The sequence below is a fragment of the Halorussus sp. MSC15.2 genome, from assembly GCF_010747475.1.
Lineage (GTDB): Archaea > Halobacteriota > Halobacteria > Halobacteriales > Haladaptataceae > Halorussus.
The window spans coordinates 1-23,481 of sequence record NZ_VSLZ01000001.1 but is presented as its reverse complement, the minus strand read 5'-3'; the positions used below and the strand labels follow the sequence as shown (position 1 = coordinate 23,481).

At 65.6% G+C, this 23,481-nt stretch carries 24 protein-coding genes; 17 read left to right on the top strand and 7 right to left on the bottom strand.

The features are described from left to right. The first annotated feature begins 128 nt into the window (after positions 1-128). Positions 129-2,192 carry a carbon starvation protein A gene (locus FXF75_RS00125; protein ID WP_240334468.1) on the top strand — a complete coding sequence of 688 codons (2,064 nt, stop codon included), beginning with the start codon at positions 129-131 and terminating at the stop codon, positions 2,190-2,192. A 490-nt stretch (positions 2,193-2,682) separates the two neighbouring features. On the opposite strand, the gene FXF75_RS00115 is transcribed toward FXF75_RS00125, so the two are convergent. Beyond that, positions 2,683-3,057 carry a cupin domain-containing protein gene (locus FXF75_RS00115; protein ID WP_163519556.1) on the bottom strand — a complete coding sequence of 125 codons (375 nt, stop codon included), beginning with the start codon at positions 3,055-3,057 and terminating at the stop codon, positions 2,683-2,685. Between the two features lie 185 nt (positions 3,058-3,242). Between FXF75_RS00115 and FXF75_RS00110 the strand changes: the two genes are divergently transcribed. The 3 genes from FXF75_RS00110 to FXF75_RS00100 are packed head-to-tail and all read left to right on the top strand — an operon-like array spanning position 3,243 to position 5,453. Next, positions 3,243-3,464 (top strand): hypothetical protein, encoded by a 222-nt coding sequence (locus FXF75_RS00110; RefSeq protein WP_163519555.1) that lies wholly within the window; start codon positions 3,243-3,245, stop codon positions 3,462-3,464. Between the two features lie 58 nt (positions 3,465-3,522). Continuing rightward, entirely contained in the window at positions 3,523-4,209 is a 687-nt protein-coding gene (locus FXF75_RS00105) for a DUF5828 family protein (protein WP_163519554.1), read from the top strand. 50 nt (positions 4,210-4,259) lie between these two features. Then, positions 4,260-5,453: an inorganic phosphate transporter gene (locus tag FXF75_RS00100; RefSeq protein WP_163519553.1), complete on the top strand. Its 1,194-nt coding sequence runs from the start codon at positions 4,260-4,262 to the stop codon at positions 5,451-5,453. Positions 5,454-5,556: 103 nt separating this feature from the next. Here FXF75_RS00100 and FXF75_RS00095 read toward each other — a convergent pair whose 3' ends face one another. Then, positions 5,557-6,879, bottom strand: a complete 1,323-nt coding sequence (locus tag FXF75_RS00095; RefSeq protein WP_240334467.1) for a hemolysin family protein — start codon at positions 6,877-6,879, stop codon at positions 5,557-5,559. Between the two features lie 197 nt (positions 6,880-7,076). On the opposite strand from FXF75_RS00095, the gene FXF75_RS00090 reads away from it, so the two are divergent. The 4 genes from FXF75_RS00090 (at position 7,077) to FXF75_RS00075 (ending at position 9,066) form a co-directional block, all read left to right on the top strand. Then, positions 7,077-7,355, top strand: a complete 279-nt coding sequence (locus tag FXF75_RS00090; RefSeq protein ID WP_163519551.1) for a glutathione S-transferase N-terminal domain-containing protein — start codon at positions 7,077-7,079, stop codon at positions 7,353-7,355. Continuing rightward, positions 7,355-7,867, top strand: a complete 513-nt coding sequence (locus FXF75_RS00085) for a redoxin domain-containing protein (RefSeq protein WP_163519550.1) — start codon at positions 7,355-7,357, stop codon at positions 7,865-7,867. The genes FXF75_RS00090 and FXF75_RS00085 overlap by 1 nt, the downstream gene beginning before the upstream one ends. A gap of 81 nt (positions 7,868-7,948) precedes the next feature. Further along, a complete protein-coding gene (locus tag FXF75_RS00080; RefSeq protein ID WP_163519549.1) occupies positions 7,949-8,539 on the top strand; it encodes an L-threonylcarbamoyladenylate synthase in 591 nt (196 codons plus the stop codon). 209 nt (positions 8,540-8,748) lie between these two features. Next, positions 8,749-9,066 carry a HalOD1 output domain-containing protein gene (locus FXF75_RS00075; RefSeq protein ID WP_163519548.1) on the top strand — a complete coding sequence of 106 codons (318 nt, stop codon included), beginning with the start codon at positions 8,749-8,751 and terminating at the stop codon, positions 9,064-9,066. 119 nt (positions 9,067-9,185) lie between these two features. Here FXF75_RS00075 and FXF75_RS00070 read toward each other — a convergent pair whose 3' ends face one another. Both FXF75_RS00070 and FXF75_RS00065 read right to left on the bottom strand, forming a co-directional pair. Next, positions 9,186-9,854, bottom strand: a complete 669-nt coding sequence (locus FXF75_RS00070; RefSeq protein ID WP_163519547.1) for a hypothetical protein — start codon at positions 9,852-9,854, stop codon at positions 9,186-9,188. A gap of 297 nt (positions 9,855-10,151) precedes the next feature. Continuing rightward, entirely contained in the window at positions 10,152-10,754 is a 603-nt protein-coding gene (locus FXF75_RS00065; RefSeq protein WP_163519546.1) for a conditioned medium-induced protein 4, read from the bottom strand. A 118-nt stretch (positions 10,755-10,872) separates the two neighbouring features. Here FXF75_RS00065 and FXF75_RS00060 point away from each other — a divergent pair, with 118 nt between their 5' ends. The 4 genes from FXF75_RS00060 to FXF75_RS00045 all read left to right on the top strand — a co-directional run bounded on the left by FXF75_RS00060 (position 10,873) and on the right by FXF75_RS00045 (position 15,189). Continuing rightward, on the top strand, positions 10,873-11,457 hold the full coding sequence (locus tag FXF75_RS00060) for a biotin transporter BioY (protein ID WP_163519545.1): 585 nt from the start codon (positions 10,873-10,875) through the stop codon (positions 11,455-11,457). A gap of 24 nt (positions 11,458-11,481) precedes the next feature. Beyond that, complete coding sequence (locus FXF75_RS00055; protein ID WP_163519544.1) at positions 11,482-12,189, top strand: energy-coupling factor ABC transporter ATP-binding protein; 708 nt, start codon at positions 11,482-11,484, stop codon at positions 12,187-12,189. A 22-nt stretch (positions 12,190-12,211) separates the two neighbouring features. Then, a complete protein-coding gene (locus FXF75_RS00050; protein ID WP_163519543.1) occupies positions 12,212-12,919 on the top strand; it encodes an energy-coupling factor transporter transmembrane component T in 708 nt (235 codons plus the stop codon). 83 nt (positions 12,920-13,002) lie between these two features. Beyond that, positions 13,003-15,189 carry a heterodisulfide reductase-related iron-sulfur binding cluster gene (locus FXF75_RS00045; RefSeq protein WP_163519542.1) on the top strand — a complete coding sequence of 729 codons (2,187 nt, stop codon included), beginning with the start codon at positions 13,003-13,005 and terminating at the stop codon, positions 15,187-15,189. 297 nt (positions 15,190-15,486) lie between these two features. Here the strand turns inward: FXF75_RS00045 and FXF75_RS00040 are convergent, their stop codons facing one another. Then, positions 15,487-16,161: a DedA family protein gene (locus FXF75_RS00040; RefSeq protein ID WP_375335514.1), complete on the bottom strand. Its 675-nt coding sequence runs from the start codon at positions 16,159-16,161 to the stop codon at positions 15,487-15,489. 181 nt (positions 16,162-16,342) lie between these two features. Here FXF75_RS00040 and hemB point away from each other — a divergent pair, with 181 nt between their 5' ends. Continuing rightward, the gene (gene hemB / locus FXF75_RS00035) at positions 16,343-17,326 is read left to right on the top strand and encodes a porphobilinogen synthase (protein ID WP_163519540.1); all 984 of its coding nucleotides are present in this window, start codon (positions 16,343-16,345) and stop codon (positions 17,324-17,326) included. Between the two features lie 14 nt (positions 17,327-17,340). Here hemB and FXF75_RS00030 read toward each other — a convergent pair whose 3' ends face one another. Both FXF75_RS00030 and FXF75_RS00025 read right to left on the bottom strand, forming a co-directional pair. After that, positions 17,341-17,823: a hypothetical protein gene (locus tag FXF75_RS00030; RefSeq protein WP_163519539.1), complete on the bottom strand. Its 483-nt coding sequence runs from the start codon at positions 17,821-17,823 to the stop codon at positions 17,341-17,343. Between the two features lie 148 nt (positions 17,824-17,971). Continuing rightward, positions 17,972-18,466: a cupin domain-containing protein gene (locus tag FXF75_RS00025; RefSeq protein WP_163519538.1), complete on the bottom strand. Its 495-nt coding sequence runs from the start codon at positions 18,464-18,466 to the stop codon at positions 17,972-17,974. 429 nt (positions 18,467-18,895) lie between these two features. Between FXF75_RS00025 and FXF75_RS00020 the strand changes: the two genes are divergently transcribed. The 4 genes from FXF75_RS00020 (at position 18,896) to FXF75_RS00005 (ending at position 23,260) form a co-directional block, all read left to right on the top strand. Next, positions 18,896-20,569, top strand: a complete 1,674-nt coding sequence (locus FXF75_RS00020; RefSeq protein ID WP_163519537.1) for an ammonium transporter — start codon at positions 18,896-18,898, stop codon at positions 20,567-20,569. Between the two features lie 173 nt (positions 20,570-20,742). Continuing rightward, the gene (locus FXF75_RS00015; protein WP_163519536.1) at positions 20,743-21,159 is read left to right on the top strand and encodes a DUF5518 domain-containing protein; all 417 of its coding nucleotides are present in this window, start codon (positions 20,743-20,745) and stop codon (positions 21,157-21,159) included. A 74-nt stretch (positions 21,160-21,233) separates the two neighbouring features. Then, a complete protein-coding gene (locus FXF75_RS00010) occupies positions 21,234-21,866 on the top strand; it encodes a DsbA family protein (protein WP_163519535.1) in 633 nt (210 codons plus the stop codon). Positions 21,867-21,919: 53 nt separating this feature from the next. Further along, complete coding sequence (locus FXF75_RS00005; protein WP_163519534.1) at positions 21,920-23,260, top strand: glutamate-1-semialdehyde 2,1-aminomutase; 1,341 nt, start codon at positions 21,920-21,922, stop codon at positions 23,258-23,260. The last annotated feature ends 221 nt before the right edge of the window (positions 23,261-23,481 follow it).

Below are 23,481 nucleotides of genomic sequence, written 5' to 3'. Positions count from 1 at the left end.
GTCAGCGTAGTGGTGTCTACGGGCGGTGAGCGACCTGCTGTCGGTCATCGTAGCTATCAATTGTTGGTAAAATTGAGGAACAACCTTTAAGTCCGTGTTTTCCGTTTCTCGTGACGAGGTCGCATACCATGGTGCAAGTGATTTGGATGGTGCTGTCGGTTCTCGCGCTCTTCAGCGTGGGGTATCTCGGCTACTCTCGATACCTCGCGCAGTTCGTCGAACTCGACGACGACCGCGACACGCCAGCACACAAGTACGAAGACGGGCAGGAGTACGTACCGGCGAAGAAACCGGTGCTACTGGGGCATCACTATTCGAGTATCGCCGGCGGTGCGCCTATCGTCGGTCCGATTACGGCGGGCGTCGTGTGGGGTTGGGTCCCTGCACTGCTGTGGATTGCCATCGGGAACCCCCTGCTGGGGTCGGTCCACGACTTCGTATCGCTGTCGAGCAGTCTGCGACACGAAGGGAAGTCCATCGGGTACATCATCGGGGAGTACGTCGGTGAACGCGGCAAGAACATGCTGCTGTGGTTCGCGTTCCTGACCATCATCCTCGTCGTGGCGGTGTTCGCGCTGGTGGTGGCCATCGTGTTCAACGCCTTCCCGCAGGCGGCGACCGCGAGCCTCGTATACATCGCGCTCGCGTTCGTCTTCGGCGTCTACCTCTACCAACTGAACCTCCCGTTCCTACTCGGGACGGTCGTGTTCGTCACCGGCGTGTTCGGCGGGGTCTTCGCGGGCATCGAGTACCCGCTTGCGCTGTTCCCGGCCGCGTCGGGGTCGGCGTATCCCGCGGGGACGACGGTGCTGTTCAGCGGCGGACAGTGGATTCCCGGGGCGTCGAGTCTCGGCGTGAACACCGCGGCGTGGGTACCGATAATCATCCTCTACGGCGGGTTGGCGAGCGCACTCCCGGTGTGGATGCTACTCCAACCGCGTGACTACCTGTCGTCGTTCCTGCTGTACACCGGCGTCGGCGGCGCGCTGCTGGCTATCATCGTCGGCACCGTGTTCGGCTCGGCGTCCCAGCCCCTCGAAATTCAGCTCGCTGCGTACAAGGGCTTCATGGGAGCGACGGGAACGCCGCTGTTCCCGCTGCTGTTCATCACCATCGCGTGCGGGACGATTAGCGGATTCCACGCGCTGGTCTCCTCGGGGACCACCGCCAAGCAGTTGAACAAGGAGACGGACGCCCGGACCATCGGGTACGGCGGGATGCTCGGCGAGGGCCTGCTCGCGACCGTGGCGCTCGCGACCGTGGCCATCGTCGCGCCCGACGTGGGCGGCGGCATCGGTCTCGCGCTCCCGACGTTCGCCAGCGGCGGCGGCATCATCCTCACGTCGTTCGGCATCCCGACCTCGTTCGGCGGTCCGTTCATGGCGCTGGTGCTGGTCAGCTTCCTGCTGACCTCCACCGACACCGCGGTCCGCCTCGGTCGGTACATGGTCGAGGAAATCGTCGGCACGGACGCGTCCGGCGCGGGCGAGGTGGCCAAGAATCGCTACGCCAACGCCGCGATACAGGGCGTCCCGGCGTACATCCTCATCACCAGCGGGTCGTGGCTCACGCTCTGGCAGTTGTTCGGCGGTGCGAACCAACTGCTCGCGGCGCTCGCGCTACTGACCGCGACGGTCTGGCTGGCCAACTGGGACGACTCGAAACAGCTCATCTCGACCGGCGTCCCGATGGCGCTGATGGGCACGATGACCATCCTCGGACTGGGGTGGCTCGCGTTCCACGACAACCTCTACGTCAAGTTCATCCAGAACAGTCCGGCCGAGATGACGACCGTGCAGACGCTGTCGGCCGTGACCCAGATAGTACTCGCGCTGGTCCTCATCGGACTGGCGCTGTCGCTGGTTCGGATGGGGTACAGAAACATTCAGAAAGTCCGCGGCGGCCGCGGAGCGGCGGTCGCGACGGCGGCGAACCCGGCAGCGACTGACGCACCGACGGCGTTCTTTCGTTTTTTGCGACCCCTAATGGGTTCACTCTCGACTCGCAGGAGGAGTTACCCTCGACTCGTAGTGACGGCTCACCCTCGAATCGCAGCGACGAGTCGGGCCAACAATCCCGACCGCTCCTCGGTCACGTCGCTCCACGTGCGGAACGCGGTGGCCACGTCGGCGCTCTGGCTCTCGACGGCCTCCTCGCGTTCGGGGGCGGCGACGAGTAAGTTCACTTCGTAGTGGCCGTAGTAGCCGAACTTGAGCAGGGTTCGGTCCTCGAACCCGGCGACGTACTCGCGTACCTCGTCGGGAACCTCGGGGACGACCACCGCGAAGGTGAACTCGGTGCCGTAGTGTTCCTCGTCCGGGTCTATCCACTCGTCGGCGAGGTCGTGGCCGAGTTCGACCAGTTCGTCGAGGTCGGCCCGCGAGACCGTCTCGGCGCGCCGGACGAACAGATGCTCTCGAGCCTCGTAGTTGGCGTAGTTGACGGACGGGTGGAGGAAGTGCTTCTGGGACTCCATCCGGAGTTCGCCGTACATCGTGAACGTCCGGCCGCGGACGCGGTACTCCTTTTCGAGGTCGTAGTTGAACATCAAGCGGTCGCTCACTCGGTCGACGTACTCGTCGTCCCAGTCCGGCACGTCGTCGGGAGTCTGTGCGTCGTCGGGAGCGTGGGCGTCGTCAGCGCGTTCGCCCTCACGTCGCTCCGACTCGGCGGTCTCGTCGCTCATGACTCGGGGTCGTAGGCGTGGACGTCGTCGACCGACGGCGCGCCGAGGACGAGCGTCCGGACCGTCTCCTCGGCGGCGTCGGGGACGAACGCTCGCTGCGGACTGTCCGGTTCCACGACGAGGACGTTGTCCTCCGGGACGACCTTCTCGCCCTCGGGCGTCTCGACGTGGAGTTCGCCGGACTCGACGTAGAAGACCTCCTCCTGGTCGTCGTGATAGTGGTACGCCAGCGGAATCTGTTCGCCGGGTTCGACCTCGTAGAGGTTGAGCGCGACGTTCTCCAACCCGGCGACGTCCCCGAGCGCACGCTGGACGCACGGTCGGTCGGGCGTCGGTTCGACCGTGTCCGGGTCGATGACGTGATATCCCATGCGTGACCACAGTTCTCACGGGGTTAAATACTCTCGGACGAGGCGAAGGTTTCCTGCGTCGCACGAGGGTCGCAGTACGTCCGCTACGTCGGGCGAACTCCGACACAGGTCGGTCTCGCGTTCGCTCCGTCTCACCGCCGAAACCTTAATACCCCGACCACCCAACCATCGTGCAAGTGGTCCGCATGGACGACAAACGAACCGAAGCGTGTGGCCGATGCTCGATGACCAGCGTCGTCTCGATGACGGGAGCGGACGGCGAGCGCACCGGGCACAACCCCTTCGACGGTGCGCGCATCGAGGTACCGGAAACCGAGATGCAGGCGGCCAACAGGCATCAGGTCTGGCTCGGCCGACTCAAGCGCCGCCTCGACGAGATGGCGACCCGCTTGACGTACGGTCGCTAGTCGCACGACGGACAGCACCCGACAAGCGTATACCGACCCCGAACTAGAAGGTCTACCAATGGAAGAGAGCGTTTCGGGATTCAAGCTCCGCGGAACGTGGGGCGACATCGTCGAACACGGCGAGCGCATCACGGAGGCACTCCGCGAGGCCGACGTCTCCGGCGACGCCTACGAGGAGTGGGAAGAGTGGCGACCCAAACACCACGAGCGACTCGGCGAGGACGTGTCAGAGAAGACCGCCGAGCAGGCGTCCGTCGGCGAAGGGAAGGGCGAGAAGAAGGGCAAGACGCCCGACGACGACCTCAAGACCGCGGGCGAGAAGATAAGCGAATCCTACGAGAAACTCGAGGACGAGGAGACCGACGAGGCCGTGAGCAAGTGGCAGGACTCGGTGAGCTACGTCGCACGCGCGGCCGACTCCGCGAGTCGGAAGGCCCTGCGGAAGGTCGAGGACACCGTCTACCAGAAGGTGATGACCCGACTCGCACCCTACTACTTCGACAACGACCTCATCAGCGCGAACGTTCAGCAGGTCGGCCGGGGCGACGGCGAAGAGGAGTTCGTCTTCGAGGTCAACATCAACGACGACCAACTCAAGCAGACGGTCAGCGACAAACTGGCTGCCTACGAGGACGAGGTCAACCGGTGGCACGTCGCCACCGAGAAGGACACGGACATCGCCGAGGCCGCGGAGGGCGTCGAAGCGCCCGAGGAACCCGAACAGCCGCACTCGAAGACGACTTGAGTCGTCCAGAAGCCGGTACACTATTCTACCGTCGGCGATAGGTTCGCAGCATGGTCGGGAGTGGCGTCGTAACGTTGGTAATCGCAGGCATCGCCAGCCTCTTCATGGCGTGGGCCATCGGCGCGGGGTCGTCCGGGTCCACGCCGTTTGCACCAGCCGTCGGCGCGAACGCCATCTCCGTAATGCGGGCCGGATTCTTCGTCGGTCTCCTCGGCTTCTTCGGAGCCGTGTTGCAGGGCGCGAACGTCTCGGAAGCCGTCGGTACGGAACTCATCGGCGGGGTCCAACTGACGGCCATCGCGGCGACGACTGGACTGCTCGTCGCGGCGATACTTGTCGCCATCGGCGTCTTCACGGGCTATCCCATCGCCACGGCGTTCACCGTCACCGGGGCCATCGTCGGCGTCGGACTGGCGATGGGCGGCGACCCGGCGTGGGCGAAGTACCGCCAGATTTCCGCGCTGTGGGTTCTGACCCCGGTCGTCGGCAGTACCATCGCGTACACGACCGCCAGACTCCTCCGGTCCGAGCGCACCTCCGAAGGGGTCGTCATCCCGTTGCTCGGCGGCTTCGTCGGTCTCATCATCGCCAACGTCAAGTTCGTGATATTCGGGCCGCCGGACGTGAGCCAATCGGTCGCCGAGACCGCGGCCGACGCGCTGTCGCTGCCCGCGGTCGCCGGGTTCGAGACCGGCCGAATCGTCGTCTCGCTCGCGGTCGCGGGATTCATCGCCGGACTGTTGGCGTGGGACGTCCACCGGGACCTTGACGCCGGACAGCGCCACTTCCTGCTCGCGCTCGGGAGCCTCGTGGCGTTCTCGGCGGGCGGGTCGCAGGTCGGTCTCGCCATCGGACCGCTGGTCCCCCTGCTGGACCCCTTCGAGATTCCGCTCGTGCCGGTCCTCGTCGGCGGCGGTCTCGGCCTGCTCGCCGGGTCGTGGACCGGCGCGCCGCGGATGATAAAGGCGCTGGCGCAGGACTACTCGGCGCTGGGTCCCCGGCGGTCCATCGCGGCGCTCATCCCCTCGTTCGCCATCGCGCAGGTCGCGGTCTTCTTCGGGATTCCGGTGTCGTTCAACGAGATTATCGTGAGCGCAATCGTCGGGAGCGGGTTCGCCGCGGAGGGCGGTAGCAGCGTGAGCAAGCGGAAGATGGGCTTCACCGTGCTGGCGTGGGTCGCGTCGCTCGTGCTGGCCATCGGCGTCGGTTACGGCGCGTTCACGCTCATCGACACGGTGAGCTAATCGAGTCGTAGACGAGTGCTTTTAGCAGAGACGACTTCTGCTTCGAAAGCGGCGGAAGACTCAGCGGTGACGCGGGCGCGAAAACGCGACTTCGAGAAGAAACCTACCCTTCGGTCTCGACGCCTTCTTCGATTTCGGTCTCTCGCTGGCCCTCGCTCTCGGCGCGTTCGACCTCGTCGAGTTTCGTCACGCGGGCCTTCATGATGCGGGTGTTCTCGACCTGTTCGACGTGGAGGCGCACGCCGTCGTAGGTGATGTCCTCGCCCTCCTCGACGAGGCGACCGGCGCGGTTGAAGATGAACCCTGCGATAGTCTCGAACTCCTCGCCCTCCGGCAGTTCGATGTCGAGCGCCTCGTTGACCTCGTCGATGTTGAGTTCGCCCTGCACGATGATGGTGTCGTCGTCCACGTACTCGATGGGTTCCTCCTCCTCGCCTTCGAGGATGTCGCCGACGATTTCCTCGACCATGTCTTCCATCGTCACCAGCCCCTCGGTGGTTCCGAACTCGTCGATGACGATGACCATCTGCATCCGGTTCTCGCGCATCTCGGTCAGAAGTTCGTCCACGTTCTTGCTCTCGGGGACGTGGAGAGTCGGCTGAATCACGTCCTCCAGTTCGAGGTGGTCGTGTTCGCCGTAGGTCTGTTCCCGAACCAAGTCGCGGATGTGGATGACGCCGATGACGTTGTCGAGGCTCCCCTCGTAGACGGGGACGCGCTCGTGGCCGCCTTGGACCAGCGTCTCGATGGCCTCCTCGACGCTCGCGGTCTTCGGAACGGCGGTCATGTCCAGACGCGGGGTCATGACCTCTTTGGCGATGGTGTTGTTGAACCGGAAGATGCGCTGGAGCATCTCGCGCTCGTCCTCTTCGAGGACGCCCTCGCGCTCGCCGGTCTCTATCATGTCCTGAATCTCGTCGCGGGTCACGTACGACGTTTCGATGGCCGACCGCCCGCCGGTGACCTTGTTGACGACTCTGGTGAGGTAGTCGAACAGGACGACCAGCGGGAGGAGGACGTACTCCGACAGTTTCAGCGGGCGAGCGATGCGGAGCGCCCACGATTCGGTGTTCTCCACCGCGTAGCTCTTGGGCGCGGACTCGCCGAACAGCAGAACGAGAGAGGTAATCCCGAAGGTGGAGAGGAGGACTGCCATCCCCGCGCTCTCGACGTGCATACCGACGAGCGCCGTCGCTATCGACGACATGGCGATGTTGACGATGTTGTTGCCGACCAGAATCGTCACCAACAGGCGGTGCGGGTCGGACTTGAGTTCGTTGACCGTCTCCGCGCCCGGCACCTTGTCCTCGACCAGCGCGTCCACCCGGTGGTTCGCCAGCGAGAACATGGCGATTTCCGAAGACGAGAAGAATCCGGAGAGCGCGATGAGGAGGACGATGACTACTGCACCACCCCACGTAACCATCGCTCTCGAGACCTGAACGCCCAACACTTCCGCTATCGGGGTCGGCCCCACAAACGCGACCGTAGACATCGGGAATGGCACCATTCGACAATCCAACTTGCAAGTGGACGGGATTAACTCTTTATTCTTTTCCCGCGACGTGACGCGGGACTGCCGCGAGCGAAGACCTTACGGCGCTTTCGGGACAATACTCGTTCATGAGCCAGTCAACCAGCGCCGAGTCGGCGATAACCCTGTACCGCTTGCAGGCGTGCCCGTACTGCGAGCGCGTGGTCAACAAGCTACAGGAGTACGACCTCGACTACCGCTCGCGGTTCGTGGAACCGATGCACAGCGACCGCAACGTCGTCAAGCGCATCTCGGGCAAGCGAACCGTCCCGGCCATCGTGGACGAGAACACCGGCGTCACGATGAGCGAGAGCGCCAACATCGTGGACTACCTCGACCGGACATACGGCGCGGGAGGTGCCGAGTAATGCCGGACTTCGACGTCGTCTCGCTCCCCGACATCGACCACGCCGCGGAGGGCGACACCGCGCCCGACTTCACCCGACCGCTGGTCAACGACGAGTACTGGGAAGACGCCTCGCTGTCGGACCTGACCGACGAGGGGCCGGTCCTGCTGGTGTTCTTCACGATGGACGGCGCGTTTCCCGCGACGTACATGTGGAACGAGATTCGAGACCGTAACTGGGACGAGGACCGCGACCTCACCGTCGTCGGTCTCTCCATCTCGGACCCCTACGCCCACAAGCAACTCGTCGAGGAGCGCCGGATGGACTACCGACTGTTCAGCGACCCGCAGAACGGCGTCGCCGAGGAGTACGGCATCGTCCACGACCTCGACGGGATGGCGGGCGTGAGCGAACCGCGGCCCGCCGTCTTCCTGCTTGACGAGGACCGAACTGTCGAGTACGTGTGGGTCGCCGAGGAGTGGCCCGACTTCCCGGACTACGACGAGGTCGAAGCCGCCATCGAATCGCAGTAGCCCCAGCGCACTCCGCGACTCCGAGGGGGACGCACCGCTGGACCGACGCGCATTTTTCCGCTCGACGCGAACGTTCGCTCGATGAGCGCCGACGCCGACGACATCGAGCGAGCGGCGACCGCGGTTCGGGACGGCGAACTCGTGGTCTACCCGACCGAGACCGTCTACGGACTCGGTGCGGACGCACTGAACGAGGACGCCATCGAGCGCGTCTTCGAGGCCAAAGACCGGTCGCGCGACAAACCGGTCTCGCTGGCGGTGCCCGACGCCGACGCCGCGCTGGAGTACGTTCGGGCGACAGACCGCGAACAGCGGTTCATGCGGAAGTTCCTTCCCGGCCCGGTGACGGTCCTGTGCGAGAAGCGCGAGACGGTCCCCGACGCACTGACCGGGGGCCGCGAGCGCGTGGGCGTTCGCGTCCCCGACCACGAGGTCGCGCTCGCTCTCCTGCGTGAGTTCGCGCCCGTCACGGCTACCAGCGCGAACGTGAGCGGGCGGCCGAGCGCGACCAACGTGACCGACCTCGACGCGGAGATTCGAGACGCCGCCGCGGTCGTCCTCGACGGCGGCGAGACGGGTGACACCGGGAGCACCGTCGTGAACGTCGAGTCCGCCGAGATTCACCGCCGTGGACCGAACGCCGACGACGTAGCGGCGTGGCTACGGGAGTGACTCGCGAGGGCAGAGAGTGCGACGCGAGGTCGGAGGGTCGCGGCGGTCGTCGCCCCCGGTCTCTCGAAACCGACCGAGTGCAGTCGGACGTAGGCGGTGATTACTCCCTGACGAGCGACGACTGAACCCGCGGTGAGAGTCCGTGGCACAGATATCAGGCGGGACATAACAAAGGAAGGCTACGACTACGGTGTTAGTAGGGACAGACAATGTCGATTGCAACTACGGACGCGAACTCGGAGATACTCTACCGAGCGAACCACGACCGAGACAGTGACGGTCCCGTCAGCGATGCCGTCGTCGAGGCGCTCGCCGCAGTCGAGAACGTCGAACCGCAGAATCTGGACGTTCGTCTGTACGACAGCATCGACGGCGACGCGCTCGAGTGCCTGTACGAGACGACGGCCGAACGGTCCGAACGATTGCGCGTGACGTTCACCATCTCCGCCTACGAGGTGACAATCGAGGACGACGGCTACATCGTCGTCCGCGAACGCGTGGACAACCCGGAGCAGAGCGTCCGGTAAGGCCGAGTCTGAGTGTTCGGGGGAAGCAGAACGAGGTGTTCGACGAGACCCGAGCGCAGTGCTCGATAGGGTCGAACCAGCGCCGTCGGTGATACTAGTGCTCGTCCGGGACTCGTAGTTCAGAACCCCAGTAGTGACTTCAACGACCGGGTTACGACGCCGCACTCCGAGCGGTACTCGCAGGCGTCGCACTTCGCGCTACCGCGGAGTCGCGGCGGCGGACCGTCGAGCGACCGAACCGCCCCCACGGCCGTCCGGTACGCGGCTTTGCGGCGGGCGTTCAGTTCGACCTCGCGGACGACGCCGTGGGCGGGGTACTCCACGAAGGCGCGTTCGACCGGTCGCTCGAACGTCCACGACAGCGCCTTGGCGGCGGCGACGGCTCGCACCGTCTGTGGTTCCCAGACGCCCTGTTCGGGCGGGTCGCCGGTGAAGACCATGGCGGGCGTCGGCGCGTCGAGCGCGAGGACTTTGTGGACGACGCCCCGGCAGTCCTTGCCCTCGGTCAGTCGGTCGCGCTCGTTCGGGTCTCGAATGGCGGGCCACGCCCCGTCGAACCGCCGTCTGGCGTGGTCGAGGTTCGACCTGAACTCGGTCGGACCGACCGCCAGCGGTAGGTCGGCGAGGCGCTCGTCGGGGGCGTCGAGCAAATCGCCGTACCGGAAGGCGAGGTCGCGGCGCTCGGCGACTCGCTCGGGCACCTCGAAGTCGTCCTCCCCTCGCCGGTAGTACAGTTTCCGCGGGCAGTACGCCGCGGTTTCGAGTTCGCTGAACGGAATCTTCGACACGGAAAGGGTTCGTCCCGGCTTCAGAGATAAAGTTTGGCCAACTCTAGCAGTGATAAAGAAAGGGAAATGTTTCTTTGACGGCCAGCAAGCGCCCGGCCAGACTGCCGACAGCAGACGCTCGACTGAGCAACCGGTGCGGAACTAGCATCCGTGCGAGCGAGGGCGCGCCCCGAGCGAGCGGACCAAGGGAGGACCAAAGCGAACGACGGCTCGGGAGAGCGACGCTCTCCCGGTGTTTTTCATGAAAGTTTTACAAGGGAGAGCGCACCGTAGGCGCGCTCGACCGTAGTAAAAGTTTCAGAAGGAAACGTTCGTCTCCATCCCCTCGGTCGCGTCGTCCAGACCGTCCTCCTGCACGCCCTCGGTCATCCGGTCGGAGAGTTCGCGGTCCTGAAGCACGTTCTCGAACTCGTTTCGGAACCGGTCGTTGACGGTGCGGCGTTCCTGCTGGGCCTCGACGACCCGGCGGTAGCGCCGGACCGTGGACTCGCTCACGTCGAGTTCCTCGGCGCACTCGCCGGTGGAAGCGTCGGCGTCGAGGAGGTCTCGGAGGTCGTCCAAGTCGAAGGGCGCGTCTTCGTCGGCGTCGCGGATGAGATGGAGGTCGATGCGGGCGCGCGAGACGGTCTTGCCGAGGGAGGCGTCGCCGAGTTCCCGGGCAATCTCCGCGTCGGAGTCGCCGGCGTAGAAGCCCCGGACCACGGTCACGAGTTCCTCGTCCGAGAGCGTCGTTCCGAAGTCGTAGTGGTCGCGCATCCGCGAGATGACTTCTTCGAGGCGCTCCTCGACCGCCGCCTCCGAACTCAGAGACCCGTGGGTCTCCTCCTGCTGTTCGGTGACGGTGGATTCGTCGGTGACATCCATGAAGATGTCACGGAGTTCCTCAGTCTTCTCGTCCATTATTCTATGATGTGGGTGGGTCGGGACCGTGGTATAAAAATCTGTCGGCAGCGAGACGGACGCCGGAGGGGCAGCGTCAACCGAAGATATAATCCCAGTTGACGAGAGACTGGCGACCATGAGTACCGACACTGCGTCAGTCGAGTTGGTCGGCGAAGAGACCGCGGAGAACGTCGCGCGGGCGGCCCTGCTCGCCGCGCTCACGGGCGCGTTCGCCTACGTCTCGTTCCCCAACCCCTTCTCGCCCGCCCCGGTGAGTCTCCAAGTGCTGGGCGTCTTCCTCGCCGGTATTCTGCTGGGTCCCATCTGGGGCGGCGTCTCGATGGTGCTGTACCTCGCTGCCGGAGCGGTCGGCGCACCCGTGTTTGCGGGTGGGTCAGCCGGACTGGCTGTACTGTGGGTACAACCGACGAGCGGATACCTCTGGTCGTACCCCCTCGCGGCGTTCGCCATCGGCGCTATCGCCCACGGCGGCCTTCGACTTCGCAACCCTGCCGAGCGCGGACTCGGCCGTCTCGTCGGCGCGATGGTGGTCGGCACGGTCATCATCTACGCCTTCGGCGTGGTCGGATTCGCGCTCGTGCTGGACATGACGCTCGAAAAAGCGTTTCTCACGGCCGCGGTGGCGTTCATCCCGGCCGAGGCGTTCAAGATGGCCGCCGCAGTCGGCGTCGTCCGGAGCGACCAGATAGCGGCGGAGTAGCCCCCGACGACTCACGAGGACCAGATGATAGAGACTCGAAACCTGCGCCATCGGTACGGCGGCGAGGACGGACCTGCGGCGGTAGACGGCGTCTCCCTGACGATTGCCGACGGCGAGTTCGTCGTGTTGGCCGGACCGAACGGGTCCGGCAAGTCCACGCTGGTTCGCCACTTCAACGGCCTGCTCGACCCCGACGAGGGCGAGGTGCTGGTGGACGACACGCCGGTCTCGGAGGACCTCGTCGCCGCCCGGACCCGAGTCGGGATGGTGTTCCAGCAACCCCGCGACGGGTTCGTCGCGGCCACGGTCGGCGCGGACGTTGCGTTCGGTCCCGAAAATCTGGGCCTCGCGCGGGAGGAAATCGACCGACGTGTCGGCGAGGCCCTCGCGGCCGTGAACATGGCGGGCCGCCGCGACGAGCGCATCGACGAACTCTCGGGGGGCGAGCGCGAGCGCGTGGCCATCGCCGGGGCGCTGGCGATGGACCCCGGACACCTCGTGCTGGACGAACCGTTCACCGGTCTCGACGCTCCGGCGCGCGAGTCGGTAGTCGAGCAACTCCGAGCGCTCCGCGACGCGGGGACCGGCGTCGTCCTCGTGACGCACGACCTCAGAGACGCGCTCGAACTCGCGGACCGAATCGTCGCGCTCGCGGACGGGCAGGTGGCCGTGGACGCCCCGCCCGCCGAGGTGCGCGAGCGACTGCCGGAACTGGGGATTCGCGTCCCGTGACGCGGAAGCGCGGTGAGCGACAGTGACACTGAGTTACCGTCCGGGCGACTTGCTCGCTCACCGACTCGACCCCCGGACGAAACTCGGCTTTCAGGTCGCGTTCGCGGCGGCGGCGTTCGCGCACACGACCCCGCGCGGCCTGTTAGCGCTGACGGTCGTCGCGCTCGTCGTTCTGCGAGCGTCGGGCGTCGCCGCGCGCGAGGCCCTCGTTGAGTACCGGTTCGTCTTCCCGTTCCTGCTAGCGGGACCGGTGATTTCGTCGCTGACGCTCGGCGCGCCGTGGATTCGGTGGGAGGCGGGCGTCGAGAGCCTGTTAGCGAGCTATCGCGTGGTGCTCGTCCTGCTCGTGAGCGCGGCCTACCTCCGGACGACCCCCGTCCGGGACTCGCGAGCTGCGATTCAGCGCGTCGTGCCGGGGAAGGCCGGCCGACTGCTCGGCACCGGCGTCGGCTTCGTCTTCCGGTTTCTGCCGGTCCTGCAGGCGGATTTGCGCCGGATTCGCGACGCCTCGGCCGCCCGGTTGGGCGACCAGCGAGGGCTGGTCGAGCGGATGCGACTCGTCGGCGTCTCGGGGCTGGCGCGGGCGCTCTCGCGGGCCGACAGGTTCGCGCTCGCGCTCCGCGCCCGGTGTTTCGCGTGGAATCCGACGCTTCCGCCCCTGTCGTTCTCCCGGGCCGACCTGCCGGTGGTGGCCGCGAGCGTCGCGTTGCTGGCGTGGGCGGTCGCCTGAACTGTAAACTTCGAGTGCGTTTTTGACAGAGGAAGCTGCCTGAGTCGGTAAAACTTAAGCGAATCGTCTCCCCCGTGTAAAACATGGCAAGATTTGTGCTGGCGCAGGCGGGGAGCGAGGCGACCCGCCCGACCTTCTGGAAGATTGGTCATCTGGGCGAGGCCATCTTCTACTACCTCGCGGCGGTGGCGATAGCCATCTTCGCGTTCGGGGTCTACGAGCGGTTCGCCACGTACGCCAAGGGGACCGACTCGTGGTTCGACCGCCTCGACGACCTGTCTGGACGCATCGCCTCGGCGACCAAAATCGTCTTCTCGAACCAGAAGCAGTTCAACCGCGACCTCTACGCGGGCCTGATGCACGCGTTCGTCTTCTGGGGGTTCCTGACTCTGCTCATCGGGACGACCATCCTGATGATAGACATGGACTTCTGGACCAAGGGACTCGGCCAAGAGTCGTTCTTCAAGGGCGCGTTCTACCTCTCGTACTCGCTGGTGATGGACGCGATGGGCCTGCTGTTCGTGGTCGGCGTGGGGATGGCCATCTACCGGCGCTATTGGGTCCAGAATCACCGACTGTGGGGTCGCCACACCTCGGCCGAGGACGACCTGTTCGTCTGGTCGCTGTTCCTGCTCGGGGTCGGCGGCTACGTCACCGAGGGCGTCCGCATCCTCGGGACGAGCGCGACCCGCGACGTCTCCTTCGAGACGGTCAGTTTCGTCGGTTGGTTCGTGTACGACGTGCTGGCGGTCGCGGGGGTCAGCCCCGAGATGGCGACCGCGGCCTACCCCGTAATCTGGTGGTCCCACGCACTGCTCGCGCTGGCGTTCGTCGCCTCGGTTCCGTACGCCAAGCCGTTCCACATGATTTCGTCGTTCGCCAACGTCGTCACCCGCGACGAGAAGGCGGGCAAACGCCTGCCGGGCGTCCCCGACGACGCCAGCCCGGAGGAAATCGGGCACGGGTCCATCGAGGACTTCTCGTGGAAGGAACTGCTCGACCACGACGCCTGCACCAAGTGCGGCCGGTGTTCGTCGGTCTGTCCCGCGAAGGCGTCGGACCGACCGCTCGACCCCCGGGACGTCATCCTCGACCTGAAGCGGTACCGCGAGGACCGCGACGCCGGGAACGTCGAAGAGATGCCCATCATCACGGACGCCACCGTCGATGAGACCTACTCGCCCGGCCGGAGAGCGGAAGCCGCGACCGACGGGGGCGTGGCGACCGGCGAGAGCGTCATCGCGAGCGAGACGATGGAGGCCTGCATGTCCTGCATGGCCTGCATGGACGCCTGTCCGGTCGAAATCGAACACGTCGAGCAGTTCACGCAGATGAACCGCCGCCTGACCGAGTCGGGCCAGATGGACCCGAACGTGCAGGACACGATGATGAACGTGTTCCAGAACGGCAACACGTTCGGCGAACCCCAGCGCAAGCGCCCCGACTGGGCCGACGAGTTGGACTTCGAGATTCCGGACGCCCGCGACGAGTCGGTCGAGTACCTCTGGTACGTCGGCGACTACCCGAGTTTCGACGAGCGCAACCGGAAGGTCGCGCGGTCGCTGGCGACCATCCTCGAAGAGTCGGGCGTCAGTTACGGCATCCTCTACGACGACGAGCAGGCCGACGGCAACGACGTGCGCCGGGTCGGCGAGGAGGGTCTCTACGAGATGCTCGTCGAGGACAACGCCGAGGCGATTCAGAACTGCGACTACGACAAAATCGTCTGCACCGACCCGCACAGCTACAACACCTTCAAGAACGAGTATCCGGAGTTCGAGGCGTGCGAGTGGACCGAGGACGACGTGTTCCACTACACGCAGGTCGTCGAAGACCTGTTCACCGAACTCGGCCTCTCCGGGACCGAACTCGACTACACCGTCACCTACCACGACCCCTGCCACCTCGGTCGGTACAACGACGAGTACGAGGCCCCGCGGGAAATCGTGAAGGCGACGGGCTGTGAACTCGACGAGATGCCCCGCAACCGCGACAACTCGTTCTGCTGCGGCGGCGGCGGTGGCGGTCTCTGGATGGACTTCGACGAGGACCCCAAGCCGAGCGAGGAGCGCCTGCGGGAGGCCCTCAACGACACCGACGCCGGAAGCCGCGTCGAGAAGTTCGTCGTCGCCTGCCCGATGTGCATGACGATGTACGAGGACGGCCGGAAGACCGGCGGCTACGAGGACGACATCGAAATCGTGGACGTCTCGGAGTTGCTGGTGGACGCCATCGGTCGGAAAGAGCAGGTCGAAGTCGCGGCGGATTAAGTAGCGAGCCTTTTCGGGTCGAGACGGGAGACTATCACGTCAAAGTCGTCGTCGAAGGCGGGGACGATACGTGTTGGCAGTTGGCGAGTGGAAGTATCGAAAGAGAGCGACTGCCGCACCCATCGCGGCAGAAGTGCGCTCGCGTGGCGTTCATGGCATGGCACGCGATGAGGTCGGCACGCGAGCGCAAATCGGTCTACGTCCCGCAACTTGTTAGGTCTGACGCATACCACTTCGCCGAAAAACGCGACGGGGTAGCGGGCCGAGTTTCGTCGAGTGCGGAACGGGCGGTCCGACTCAGAGGAATCCGAGGAAGCCGAGTTCGAGCGCGTAGAGCGCCGCGGCCGCGAGCCACGTCTGGAAGACGAGCGTCCCCAGCGCCGAGAGGACGACGAACTCCGCGTCGTTCATCTCGGCGAATCCCGCGGGCACGGTGAGCATCCCCCGAGTGAACAGCAGGGCGTTGCTCACCGGGACGACGACACGGCCCCACTTCTGGAACCACCCGTCGAAGCGGTCGAGTTGGCTCTCGTCGATGCGGAACCACCGCTTCTCCAGCAAGTACTCCCGGCCGCCGCGCTTGGCCAGCAGGAACAGCGCGTACTGCCCGATGGTCGCGCCGACCACCGCGACGGCGATGACCGCCGCGATGGTAGCGTAGTCGGTCGAGGACTCCGCCAGCAGGGTGACGCCGAGGGGGACGAGGCTCTCGCTCGGCGCGAAGTACAGCAACATCGCGCCCTCCAGAATCAGGATGAGAAAGAGCGCGAGCAGGCCGTACTGGTCGAGCCACGCCTTGGCGAGTTCCTTGTTCCCGACGAAGAAAAGACCGACGCCGACCACCGCCGCGAGGACGATACCGGCCGTGAGCAGGACGAGACCGTTGTCGGCGAAGAACTCTCGGACTGCGCCGGGTTCGGTCGCGTTCGACAGCAGTGCACCTACGACGAACAGCGCGACTCCGAGTGCCACTGGCGCGTCGGAAGCGACGAGAGCGAGCGGGGACAGCATTCGTGACTGTCGTATCGACTGGCGGTACTAAATGCGTTGTGACCCCGACCGAGTAGAACCTCCATCGAGGCGCGTCCGCGCTGCCCCCGACCGAACTGACCGCGAGCGACGCGGTTTTGACGAGGGGGCCGCAAGGACCGATATGGACCTCACCGACCGGCCCCGTCGCCTCCGACGGGACGGACTCCGCGAGATGGTCAGCGAGACCGACGTGGACGCCAGCGACCTCATCGCGCCCGTCTTCGTGGACGCGACGACCGACGAACGAGTTCCCATCGAGTCGATGCCGGGCCACGAGCGCGTGCCCGTCGCGGACGCGGTGGCGCGCGTGGAGGAAATCCTCGACACCGGCGTCGAGGCGGTCATGCTGTTCGGTATCCCGGAGTCGAAGGACGAACGCGGCACCCGGGCGTGGGCCGAGGACGGCGTGGTGCAGGAGGCGACCCGCCGCGTGACCGCCGAGACAGACGCCTACGTGATTACCGACGTCTGCCTCTGCGAGTACACCGACCACGGCCACTGCGGCGTGTTGGAAGAGGGCGCTGGCGAAGGCGAGGAGCGCCTGACGGTGAAGAACGACGAGACCCTCGACCTGCTCGGCCGAATCGCCACTTCCCACGCCGAGGCGGGGGCCGACATGGTCGCGCCCTCGGGCATGATGGACGGGATGGTCGGCGCCATCCGAGAGTCGCTGGACGACGCGGGCTTCTCGGACGTGCCCGTCATGAGCTACGCCGCCAAGTACGAGTCGGCGTTCTACGGCCCCTTCCGGGACGCGGCGGACGGCGCGCCAGCGTTCGGCGACCGGCGGCACTACCAGATGGACCCCGCGAACCGGCGCGAGGCCCTGCGCGAGGTCCGCCTCGACGTGGAGCAGGGCGCGGACGTGCTGATGGTCAAGCCCGCGCTCCCCTACCTCGACATCGTCCGGGACCTCCGCGAGGAGTTCGACCACCCGGTCGCCGCGTACAACGTCTCCGGGGAGTACGCGATGCTCCACGCCGCGAGCGAGAAGGGGTGGCTGAATCTGGAAGAGGTGGCGATGGAGTCGCTGGTGTCGATGAAGCGTGCCGGCGCGGACCTGATTCTGACGTACTTCGCCGAGGACGTGGCCGAGAGCCTCTGAGAGGACTCAATTCTCTACTGTTCAAATCGACCAGCGTTGCCCGTCGAGCTAACACCATACGAAAACTCACCAGACGCATATACGACTCCCATGAGGGTGTTGTCGTACTCTCTGCCAGAGGGTGACGGATTGAAGGGAATTCGCCCACCGGTCTCGGGAACTGTACCATCAACTGTGAATTCGACCAAGTAGTACACCGGTTCGGTGAAGATGTTCTTAAACGTCTGAGTTTCCCCGGGCGCGACTGACGACGAGGCAGTCAACTCTCGTTGCTGAGGTGGAACCGATACGTCACCAGCGACGCCGTACCTATCCGGTTCTGACCGTGGTTCGGCACCAACGTCTACGACCGAAACCCCGATTACATGTGGTAAGTCGTCTCGGTTCTCGAACTGGAGACTCCCAGCGGGGATATCGTCGTTCAGGACATCTGAACATCCGGCAAGACCGGTCGCACTGACTGTGCCGAGCGATGTAAGGAAGGCACGGCGATTCATACGCTGGAATTGCAGAAATGTAACAAATGCTTTGTGAATTTCTCGTTCAGAGGGTCTATGACGGAGTTCCCCAGAACAGCGACACTGCAACCGGCGCAGTTCAGAGTGTTACGTGAGCTGAACGAGGAGAGTAGGCTACGAACTGCGGTTACTCCGGCCCCGCGGTCATTCGCCTGACTTCGGTCCCGCAGTCCCCGCAGTAGAGGACGTACGTGTCGCCGCCGTCACGTTCCTCGTAGTCGCGGTCGGTCTCGTCGCCGCACTCCGGACATCGTTCTTCGATGACTGCGCCGTCGTCGGCCTTCGGCGCGCCGACCGCGATTACCCGCGCGGGTCCCTCGCCCGTCGCGACCGTGCGCTGTTTGGCGTCGGGCGGCACGAAGAACGCCTCGCCCGCCCTCACGTCGTGGTCGCGGTCGGGCGTCTCGACGCGAATCTCGCCCTCGACGACGTACAGCAGTTCCTCGTGGTTCGGATGTCGGTGTTCGCCCCACGGCAACTGCTGGCCGGGGTCGGCGACGTAGACGTTGAACCCGAACTCGGTAGCGCCGACGGCCTCGTCCACCTCCTTCTTGTGCCGAGTCGGATTGGGAGCGTCGGGCAGGTCCTCGACCGCGACTTTGCGGAACTCGCTGTCGGTCATGCGTCGAAATACGACGCCGACTCCGAAAAGGTCTCGCCGACGAGGCGGGACGGCGAACGCACCTGTCGGGACGGTGCAGTCGCCGTTCTCGGGCCTTCGACGCGCTTCCGAATCCGGTTTCCGTCGCGCGCGCCTCCGACCGGCGGGACGACACCCCGTCCGCCGACCCCGCCCTACGAACGTCCGAAAACCGAACGCCCGAACGTCCGGTTTCTGGACGGAATACAACCTTATATCGATATTATCCGATTTTAAATCGGACGACCGTCTATCGTAGACGCAATATTCTGTAGAATTTCAACGCTTATCCTTATGTACTGTTTTCCCGTCACAGTATATCGTGAGCGAACACACGAACCCAGAAGAATACGAGATTTTCCTGAACAGTCGTCCAGACGACTTGGTCGAACTCCCGACGGAGGGGTCGGAATGCTAGGCGCGCCCCTGCAGGTTGACCCCGGGTCGATAGCCAGCGGGGTCAACAACGTCTGGGTCCTGACCGTGACCTTCCTCATCTTCTTCATGCACGCGGGCTTCGCCATGCTGGAGGCGGGGCAGGTCCGGTCGAAGAACGTCGCCAACCAGTTGACCAAGAACATGCTGACGTGGAGCGTGGGCGTCGTCGTCTACTTCCTCGTCGGGGCTGGTCTCTCGTCTGTCGTCGGCGGGGCGGCCGACCCCTTCGCCTACGTCGACGGCGGGTCGGACTCGTGGATAGGTTGGCTGTTCGGCGCGGTGTTCGCCATGACCGCGGCGACCATCGTCTCGGGCGCTGTCGCGGGCCGGGCGAAGCTTCGGGCCTACGTGACCTACACCGTCCTGCTGTCGGCGGTCATCTACCCGGTCGTCGTCGGCTTCACGTGGGCGGGCGGCTTCCTCACGAGCATCGGTCCGGGTTTCCAAGACTTCGCGGGCGGCGTCATCGTCCACGGGATGGGCGGCATCGCCGGCCTCACCGCGGCGTGGATTCTCGGGCCGCGGATGGACCGCTACAACGACGACGGGTCGGTCAACGTCATCCCCGGCCACTCGGTGACGTTCGCCGTCCTCGGGACGCTCATCCTCTGTTTCGGCTGGTACGGCTTCAACGTCGGCACCGCCGCGAGCGTCTTCGTGGTCGAGAACGGCGCGCTCGCGCTCGGCGCGTTCGCCGACACGGTGGGTCGCGTCGCGCTGACCACCACGCTCGGCATGGCGGCGGGCGCGATAGGTGCGGGCACCGTCTCGCTAATCAAGACCGACAAGGTGGACACCCTCTACGTCGCGAACGGGATGCTCGCCGGTCTGGTGGGCATCACCAGCAACACGAACGCCATCACGTGGGTCGGCGCGCTGGTCGTCGGTCTCATCGCCGGCGGTCAGCTTCCGGTCGTCTTCGAGTTCGTGGAGCGGAAGCTCAAAATCGACGACGTGTGCGCGGTCTTCCCCGTCCACGGGTCGGCGGGCGTCCTCGGGGCGCTCCTGTTCCCGTTCTTCGCCATTCCCGGCTACGAGGTCAGTTTCGTCGCGCAGGCCATCGGCGTCGGCGTCATCGCGCTCTGGACCGTCAGCGCGACGGCGTTCGTCTTCGGCGTCCTGAAACTGCTCGGTCAGGCCCGGGTCAGCACCGAACACGAGCGCGAGGGTCTCGACATCGCCGAACACGGCGTGGACACCTACCCCGAGTTCGGTCGTCCCGAGGTGTCCGAGGGCAGCGCAGTGCGGACCGACGGTGCCGGCGGTCTGCGTGCTGACGGAGCCGGTGACCTGCCGAACACGGGTGAAATCAAGATGATTACCGCCGTCGTCCGGCCCGACCGCCTCAGCGACGTGAAGACCGCGCTCGCGCAGGTCGGCGCGCCGAGTCTCACGGTCACGAACGTCTCGGGCCGCGGGAGCCAACCCGCGAAGACCGGCCAGTGGCGCGGCGAGGAGTACACGGTGGACCTCCACCAGAAGGTGAAAGTCGAGTGCGTCGTCGCCGACGTGCCCGCCGACGAGGTGGTCGAGGCGATTCGCGAGGCCGCCGACACCGGCGAACCCGGCGACGGGAAGATATTCGTGATTCCCGTCGAGGACGCCGTGCAGGTCCGGACCGGCGTTCGCGGGACGGAGGCGGTGTAAGGGGGCCTCGTCCGCGGCGAGTGTCGGTCGCCGCTGAACGCCCTCACGGACACCGGCGGTTCCGATTCTCGGCTCTCCCCCGGTTTCCTGCGAGTTCCATTTTTCAGTATCGCCGCTCTCACTCGGTCCGCGAAACGGCCAACATATATCATCTCTCGGCGGAAGTGTTGGGTATGGAAGAGGAACGGACCACTGTCCGGTCTACGAACTACTCTCCCGGCGACGAGAAGCGCCCGCGGAACGACGACCCGAACACCCTGCTGAACGCGCTCGTGGGTGCCGTCGTCACCGTCGTGGGTGCGCCGGTCCTCCCGTTCTCGGCCGTCGTCGGCGGCGGGGTCGCCGGCTACCTCCAGCGGGGTGACCTCGGTGAAGGCGCGACGGTCGGTGCCGTCGCCGGTGCACTGGCGGCGATTCCGGCCTTCCTGTTCGCGTGGGTCGTCGTGGGAGTGTTCCTGCTCGGCGCGGACCCCTTCTTCGCGCTGAGCGGACTGTTCGCCGGGTTCCTCTTCGTCGTCGTCGTGGGCTATCTCGTGGGTGCCGGAGCGCTCGGCGGCGCGCTCGGGGCGTACCTCCGACGCGAACTGTGAGCGGAGCGCGGCCGGAAGGGGCAGACCCCGCTTCGAGTGAGGGGCTTTTGCCTCTCGAAACCCAACGAGAGGGTATGAGTACGATAGACGAGGACAAGCTCACGGTCTTCTCGGACTACGTCTGTCCGTTCTGTTATCTCGGGAAAGCGGCGATGGAGGAGTACCTCGAAGAGACCGAGGACCCGCCGGAGGTCGAGTGGCACGTCTTCGACCTGCGGGGCTACAAGCGCCAACCGGACGGGAGCATCGACCACGACGTCGAGGACGGGAAGGACGACGACTACTTCGCGCAGGTCCGCGAGAACGTCGAGCGCCTGAAAGAGCAGTACGACGTGGACATGACGCTGGACTACTCGCTGGAGGTGGACTCGTGGGACGCCCAGAAGGTGTCGCTGTACGTCAAGCAGGCGTACGACGAGGAGACGTTCCTCGACTTCCACGAGCGCACGTTCGAGGCGCTCTGGCAGGACGGCCGGGACATCGGCGACCCCGAGGTCATCGCGGACATCGCCGAGAGCGCCGGCGTCCCCGCTGACGAAGTGTACGACGCCATCGAGGACGACGGACTCGAACAGGAGATGAAACAGCGGTTCGAGGCGGCCAAACAGCGCGGAGTCTCGGGGATTCCGACCTTCACTTTCGACGGGCACGGCGCTCGCGGCGCGATTCCGCCCAAGCAGTTCGAGCGACTCGTCGAGGGTGCCTGACGCCGGTCGGCCAGACAGAAATCGACTTTAGCCCCGAACCAGAAGGCTACGGTATGCACGACGCGAACTCCCGCGAGTTGTACGACCGGGCGCTGTCGGTCCTCCCCGGCGGGGTCAACTCCCCGGTCCGGGCGGTCAGACCGTACCCGTTCTTCGTCGAGCGCGGCGACGGCGCGCACGTCGTCGACGCCGACGGCAACAAGTACATCGACTACGTGATGGGCTACGGTCCCCTGCTTCTGGGCCACGGCCTTCCACAGGAGGTCGAGTCGCGGATTCAGTCCCAGCTCTCGGACGGCCCGATGTACGGCGCGCCGACCGAGGTCGAGGTCGAACTCGCGGAGTTCATCGCGCGCCACGTCCAGAGCGTCGAGATGCTTCGCTTCGTCAACTCCGGCACCGAGGCGACCACCTCCGCGGTCCGCCTCGCCCGCGGCTACACCGGCCGGGACAAGATAGTCGTCATGCAGGGCGGCTACCACGGCGCGCAGGAATCGACGCTCGTGGAGGGGAAGTCGGGCGGCGTCGGGTCGCCGAGTTCCGACGGGGTTCCCCGAGCGTTCGCGGAAGAGACCATCACTGTCCCGTTCAACGACGAGCAGGCGGTTCGGGAAGTGTTCGAGGAGCGCGGCGACGAAATCGCCGCCGTCCTCACCGAACCGGTTCTGGGTAACTGCGCGTCGGTGGGTCCGGTGGAGGGCTACCTCGACGGCCTCCGCGAGATTACCGACGACCACGGCGCGCTCCTGATATTCGACGAGGTGATGACCGGGTTCCGCGTCGGTGGCCTCCAGTGCGCGCAGGGCAAGTTCGGCGTCACCCCCGACCTCACCACCTTCGCCAAGGTCATCGGCGGGGGCTTCCCGGTCGGCGCGGTCGGCGGACCCGCCGAAATCATGGAGTCGTTCACGCCGACGGGCGACGTGTTTCAGGCAGGGACCTACTCGGGCCACCCGCTCTCGCTCACGGCCGGACTGGAGATGCTCCGGTACGCCGCCGAGAACGACGTGTACGACCACCTCAGCGACCTCGGCGACCGGTTGCGTTCCGGCCTCACCGACATCCTCGAAGACGAGGCTCCCCGGTACACCGTCACCGGGTACGACAGCATGTTCAAAGTCGTGTTCACGCGCGACGGGCCGCGGGACCTCTCGGGCCAGTGCGAGGCCGGGTGTCGGCAGGACCCCGACTGCCCCCGGTTCGACTACTGCCCGAAGAACAAGGCCGACGTTGACGCCGCCGAGACCGAGCGCTGGGAGCGCCTCTTCTGGCCCGCGATGCGCGAGGAGGGCGTCTTCCTGACCGCGAACCAGTACGAGTCCCAGTTCCTCAGCTACGCCCACACCGAAGAGGACGTGGAGGAGACGCTGGAAGCCTACAAGAACGCGCTGTAGCGCGACCGGAGCGCAGTGAACTGCTACCCGCATCCGGAACTACCGCGGGCGAACTACGGTTCCGAGTAATCGACTTTCCCCTCCTTCTCGCTCATCTCGACGGCGTAGAGTCGCGCGTACGGGAGATGGAGGTAGCTCCCGTCGTCGAGTTGAACGCGGACGCCGTGGACCTTCCCGGAGTCGGATATCTTCTCGGCGCCCACCTCGACCGTCTGGACCCC

What these genes read in the sequence shown, in the direction of transcription:
- FXF75_RS00100 (WP_163519553.1), top strand. Translation starts at nt 4,260, where the DNA reads ATGGTCGGGAGTGGCGTCGTAACGTTGGTAATCGCAGGCATCGCCAGC.
- FXF75_RS00025 (WP_163519538.1), bottom strand. Translation starts at nt 18,466, where the DNA reads ATGACCGACAGCGAGTTCCGCAAAGTCGCGGTCGAGGACCTGCCCGAC.
- FXF75_RS00010 (WP_163519535.1), top strand. Translation starts at nt 21,234, where the DNA reads ATGAGTACGATAGACGAGGACAAGCTCACGGTCTTCTCGGACTACGTC.
- FXF75_RS00095 (WP_240334467.1), bottom strand. Translation starts at nt 6,879, where the DNA reads ATGGTTACGTGGGGTGGTGCAGTAGTCATCGTCCTCCTCATCGCGCTC.
- FXF75_RS00125 (WP_240334468.1), top strand. Translation starts at nt 129, where the DNA reads ATGGTGCAAGTGATTTGGATGGTGCTGTCGGTTCTCGCGCTCTTCAGC.
- FXF75_RS00090 (WP_163519551.1), top strand. Translation starts at nt 7,077, where the DNA reads ATGAGCCAGTCAACCAGCGCCGAGTCGGCGATAACCCTGTACCGCTTG.
- FXF75_RS00065 (WP_163519546.1), bottom strand. Translation starts at nt 10,754, where the DNA reads ATGGACGAGAAGACTGAGGAACTCCGTGACATCTTCATGGATGTCACC.
- hemB (WP_163519540.1), top strand. Translation starts at nt 16,343, where the DNA reads ATGGACCTCACCGACCGGCCCCGTCGCCTCCGACGGGACGGACTCCGC.
- FXF75_RS00060 (WP_163519545.1), top strand. Translation starts at nt 10,873, where the DNA reads ATGAGTACCGACACTGCGTCAGTCGAGTTGGTCGGCGAAGAGACCGCG.
- FXF75_RS00030 (WP_163519539.1), bottom strand. Translation starts at nt 17,823, where the DNA reads ATGAATCGCCGTGCCTTCCTTACATCGCTCGGCACAGTCAGTGCGACC.
- FXF75_RS00055 (WP_163519544.1), top strand. Translation starts at nt 11,482, where the DNA reads ATGATAGAGACTCGAAACCTGCGCCATCGGTACGGCGGCGAGGACGGA.
- FXF75_RS00045 (WP_163519542.1), top strand. Translation starts at nt 13,003, where the DNA reads ATGGCAAGATTTGTGCTGGCGCAGGCGGGGAGCGAGGCGACCCGCCCG.
- FXF75_RS00105 (WP_163519554.1), top strand. Translation starts at nt 3,523, where the DNA reads ATGGAAGAGAGCGTTTCGGGATTCAAGCTCCGCGGAACGTGGGGCGAC.
- FXF75_RS00020 (WP_163519537.1), top strand. Translation starts at nt 18,896, where the DNA reads ATGCTAGGCGCGCCCCTGCAGGTTGACCCCGGGTCGATAGCCAGCGGG.
- FXF75_RS00085 (WP_163519550.1), top strand. Translation starts at nt 7,355, where the DNA reads ATGCCGGACTTCGACGTCGTCTCGCTCCCCGACATCGACCACGCCGCG.
- FXF75_RS00110 (WP_163519555.1), top strand. Translation starts at nt 3,243, where the DNA reads ATGGACGACAAACGAACCGAAGCGTGTGGCCGATGCTCGATGACCAGC.
- FXF75_RS00075 (WP_163519548.1), top strand. Translation starts at nt 8,749, where the DNA reads ATGTCGATTGCAACTACGGACGCGAACTCGGAGATACTCTACCGAGCG.
- FXF75_RS00080 (WP_163519549.1), top strand. Translation starts at nt 7,949, where the DNA reads ATGAGCGCCGACGCCGACGACATCGAGCGAGCGGCGACCGCGGTTCGG.
- FXF75_RS00115 (WP_163519556.1), bottom strand. Translation starts at nt 3,057, where the DNA reads ATGGGATATCACGTCATCGACCCGGACACGGTCGAACCGACGCCCGAC.
- FXF75_RS00015 (WP_163519536.1), top strand. Translation starts at nt 20,743, where the DNA reads ATGGAAGAGGAACGGACCACTGTCCGGTCTACGAACTACTCTCCCGGC.
- FXF75_RS00005 (WP_163519534.1), top strand. Translation starts at nt 21,920, where the DNA reads ATGCACGACGCGAACTCCCGCGAGTTGTACGACCGGGCGCTGTCGGTC.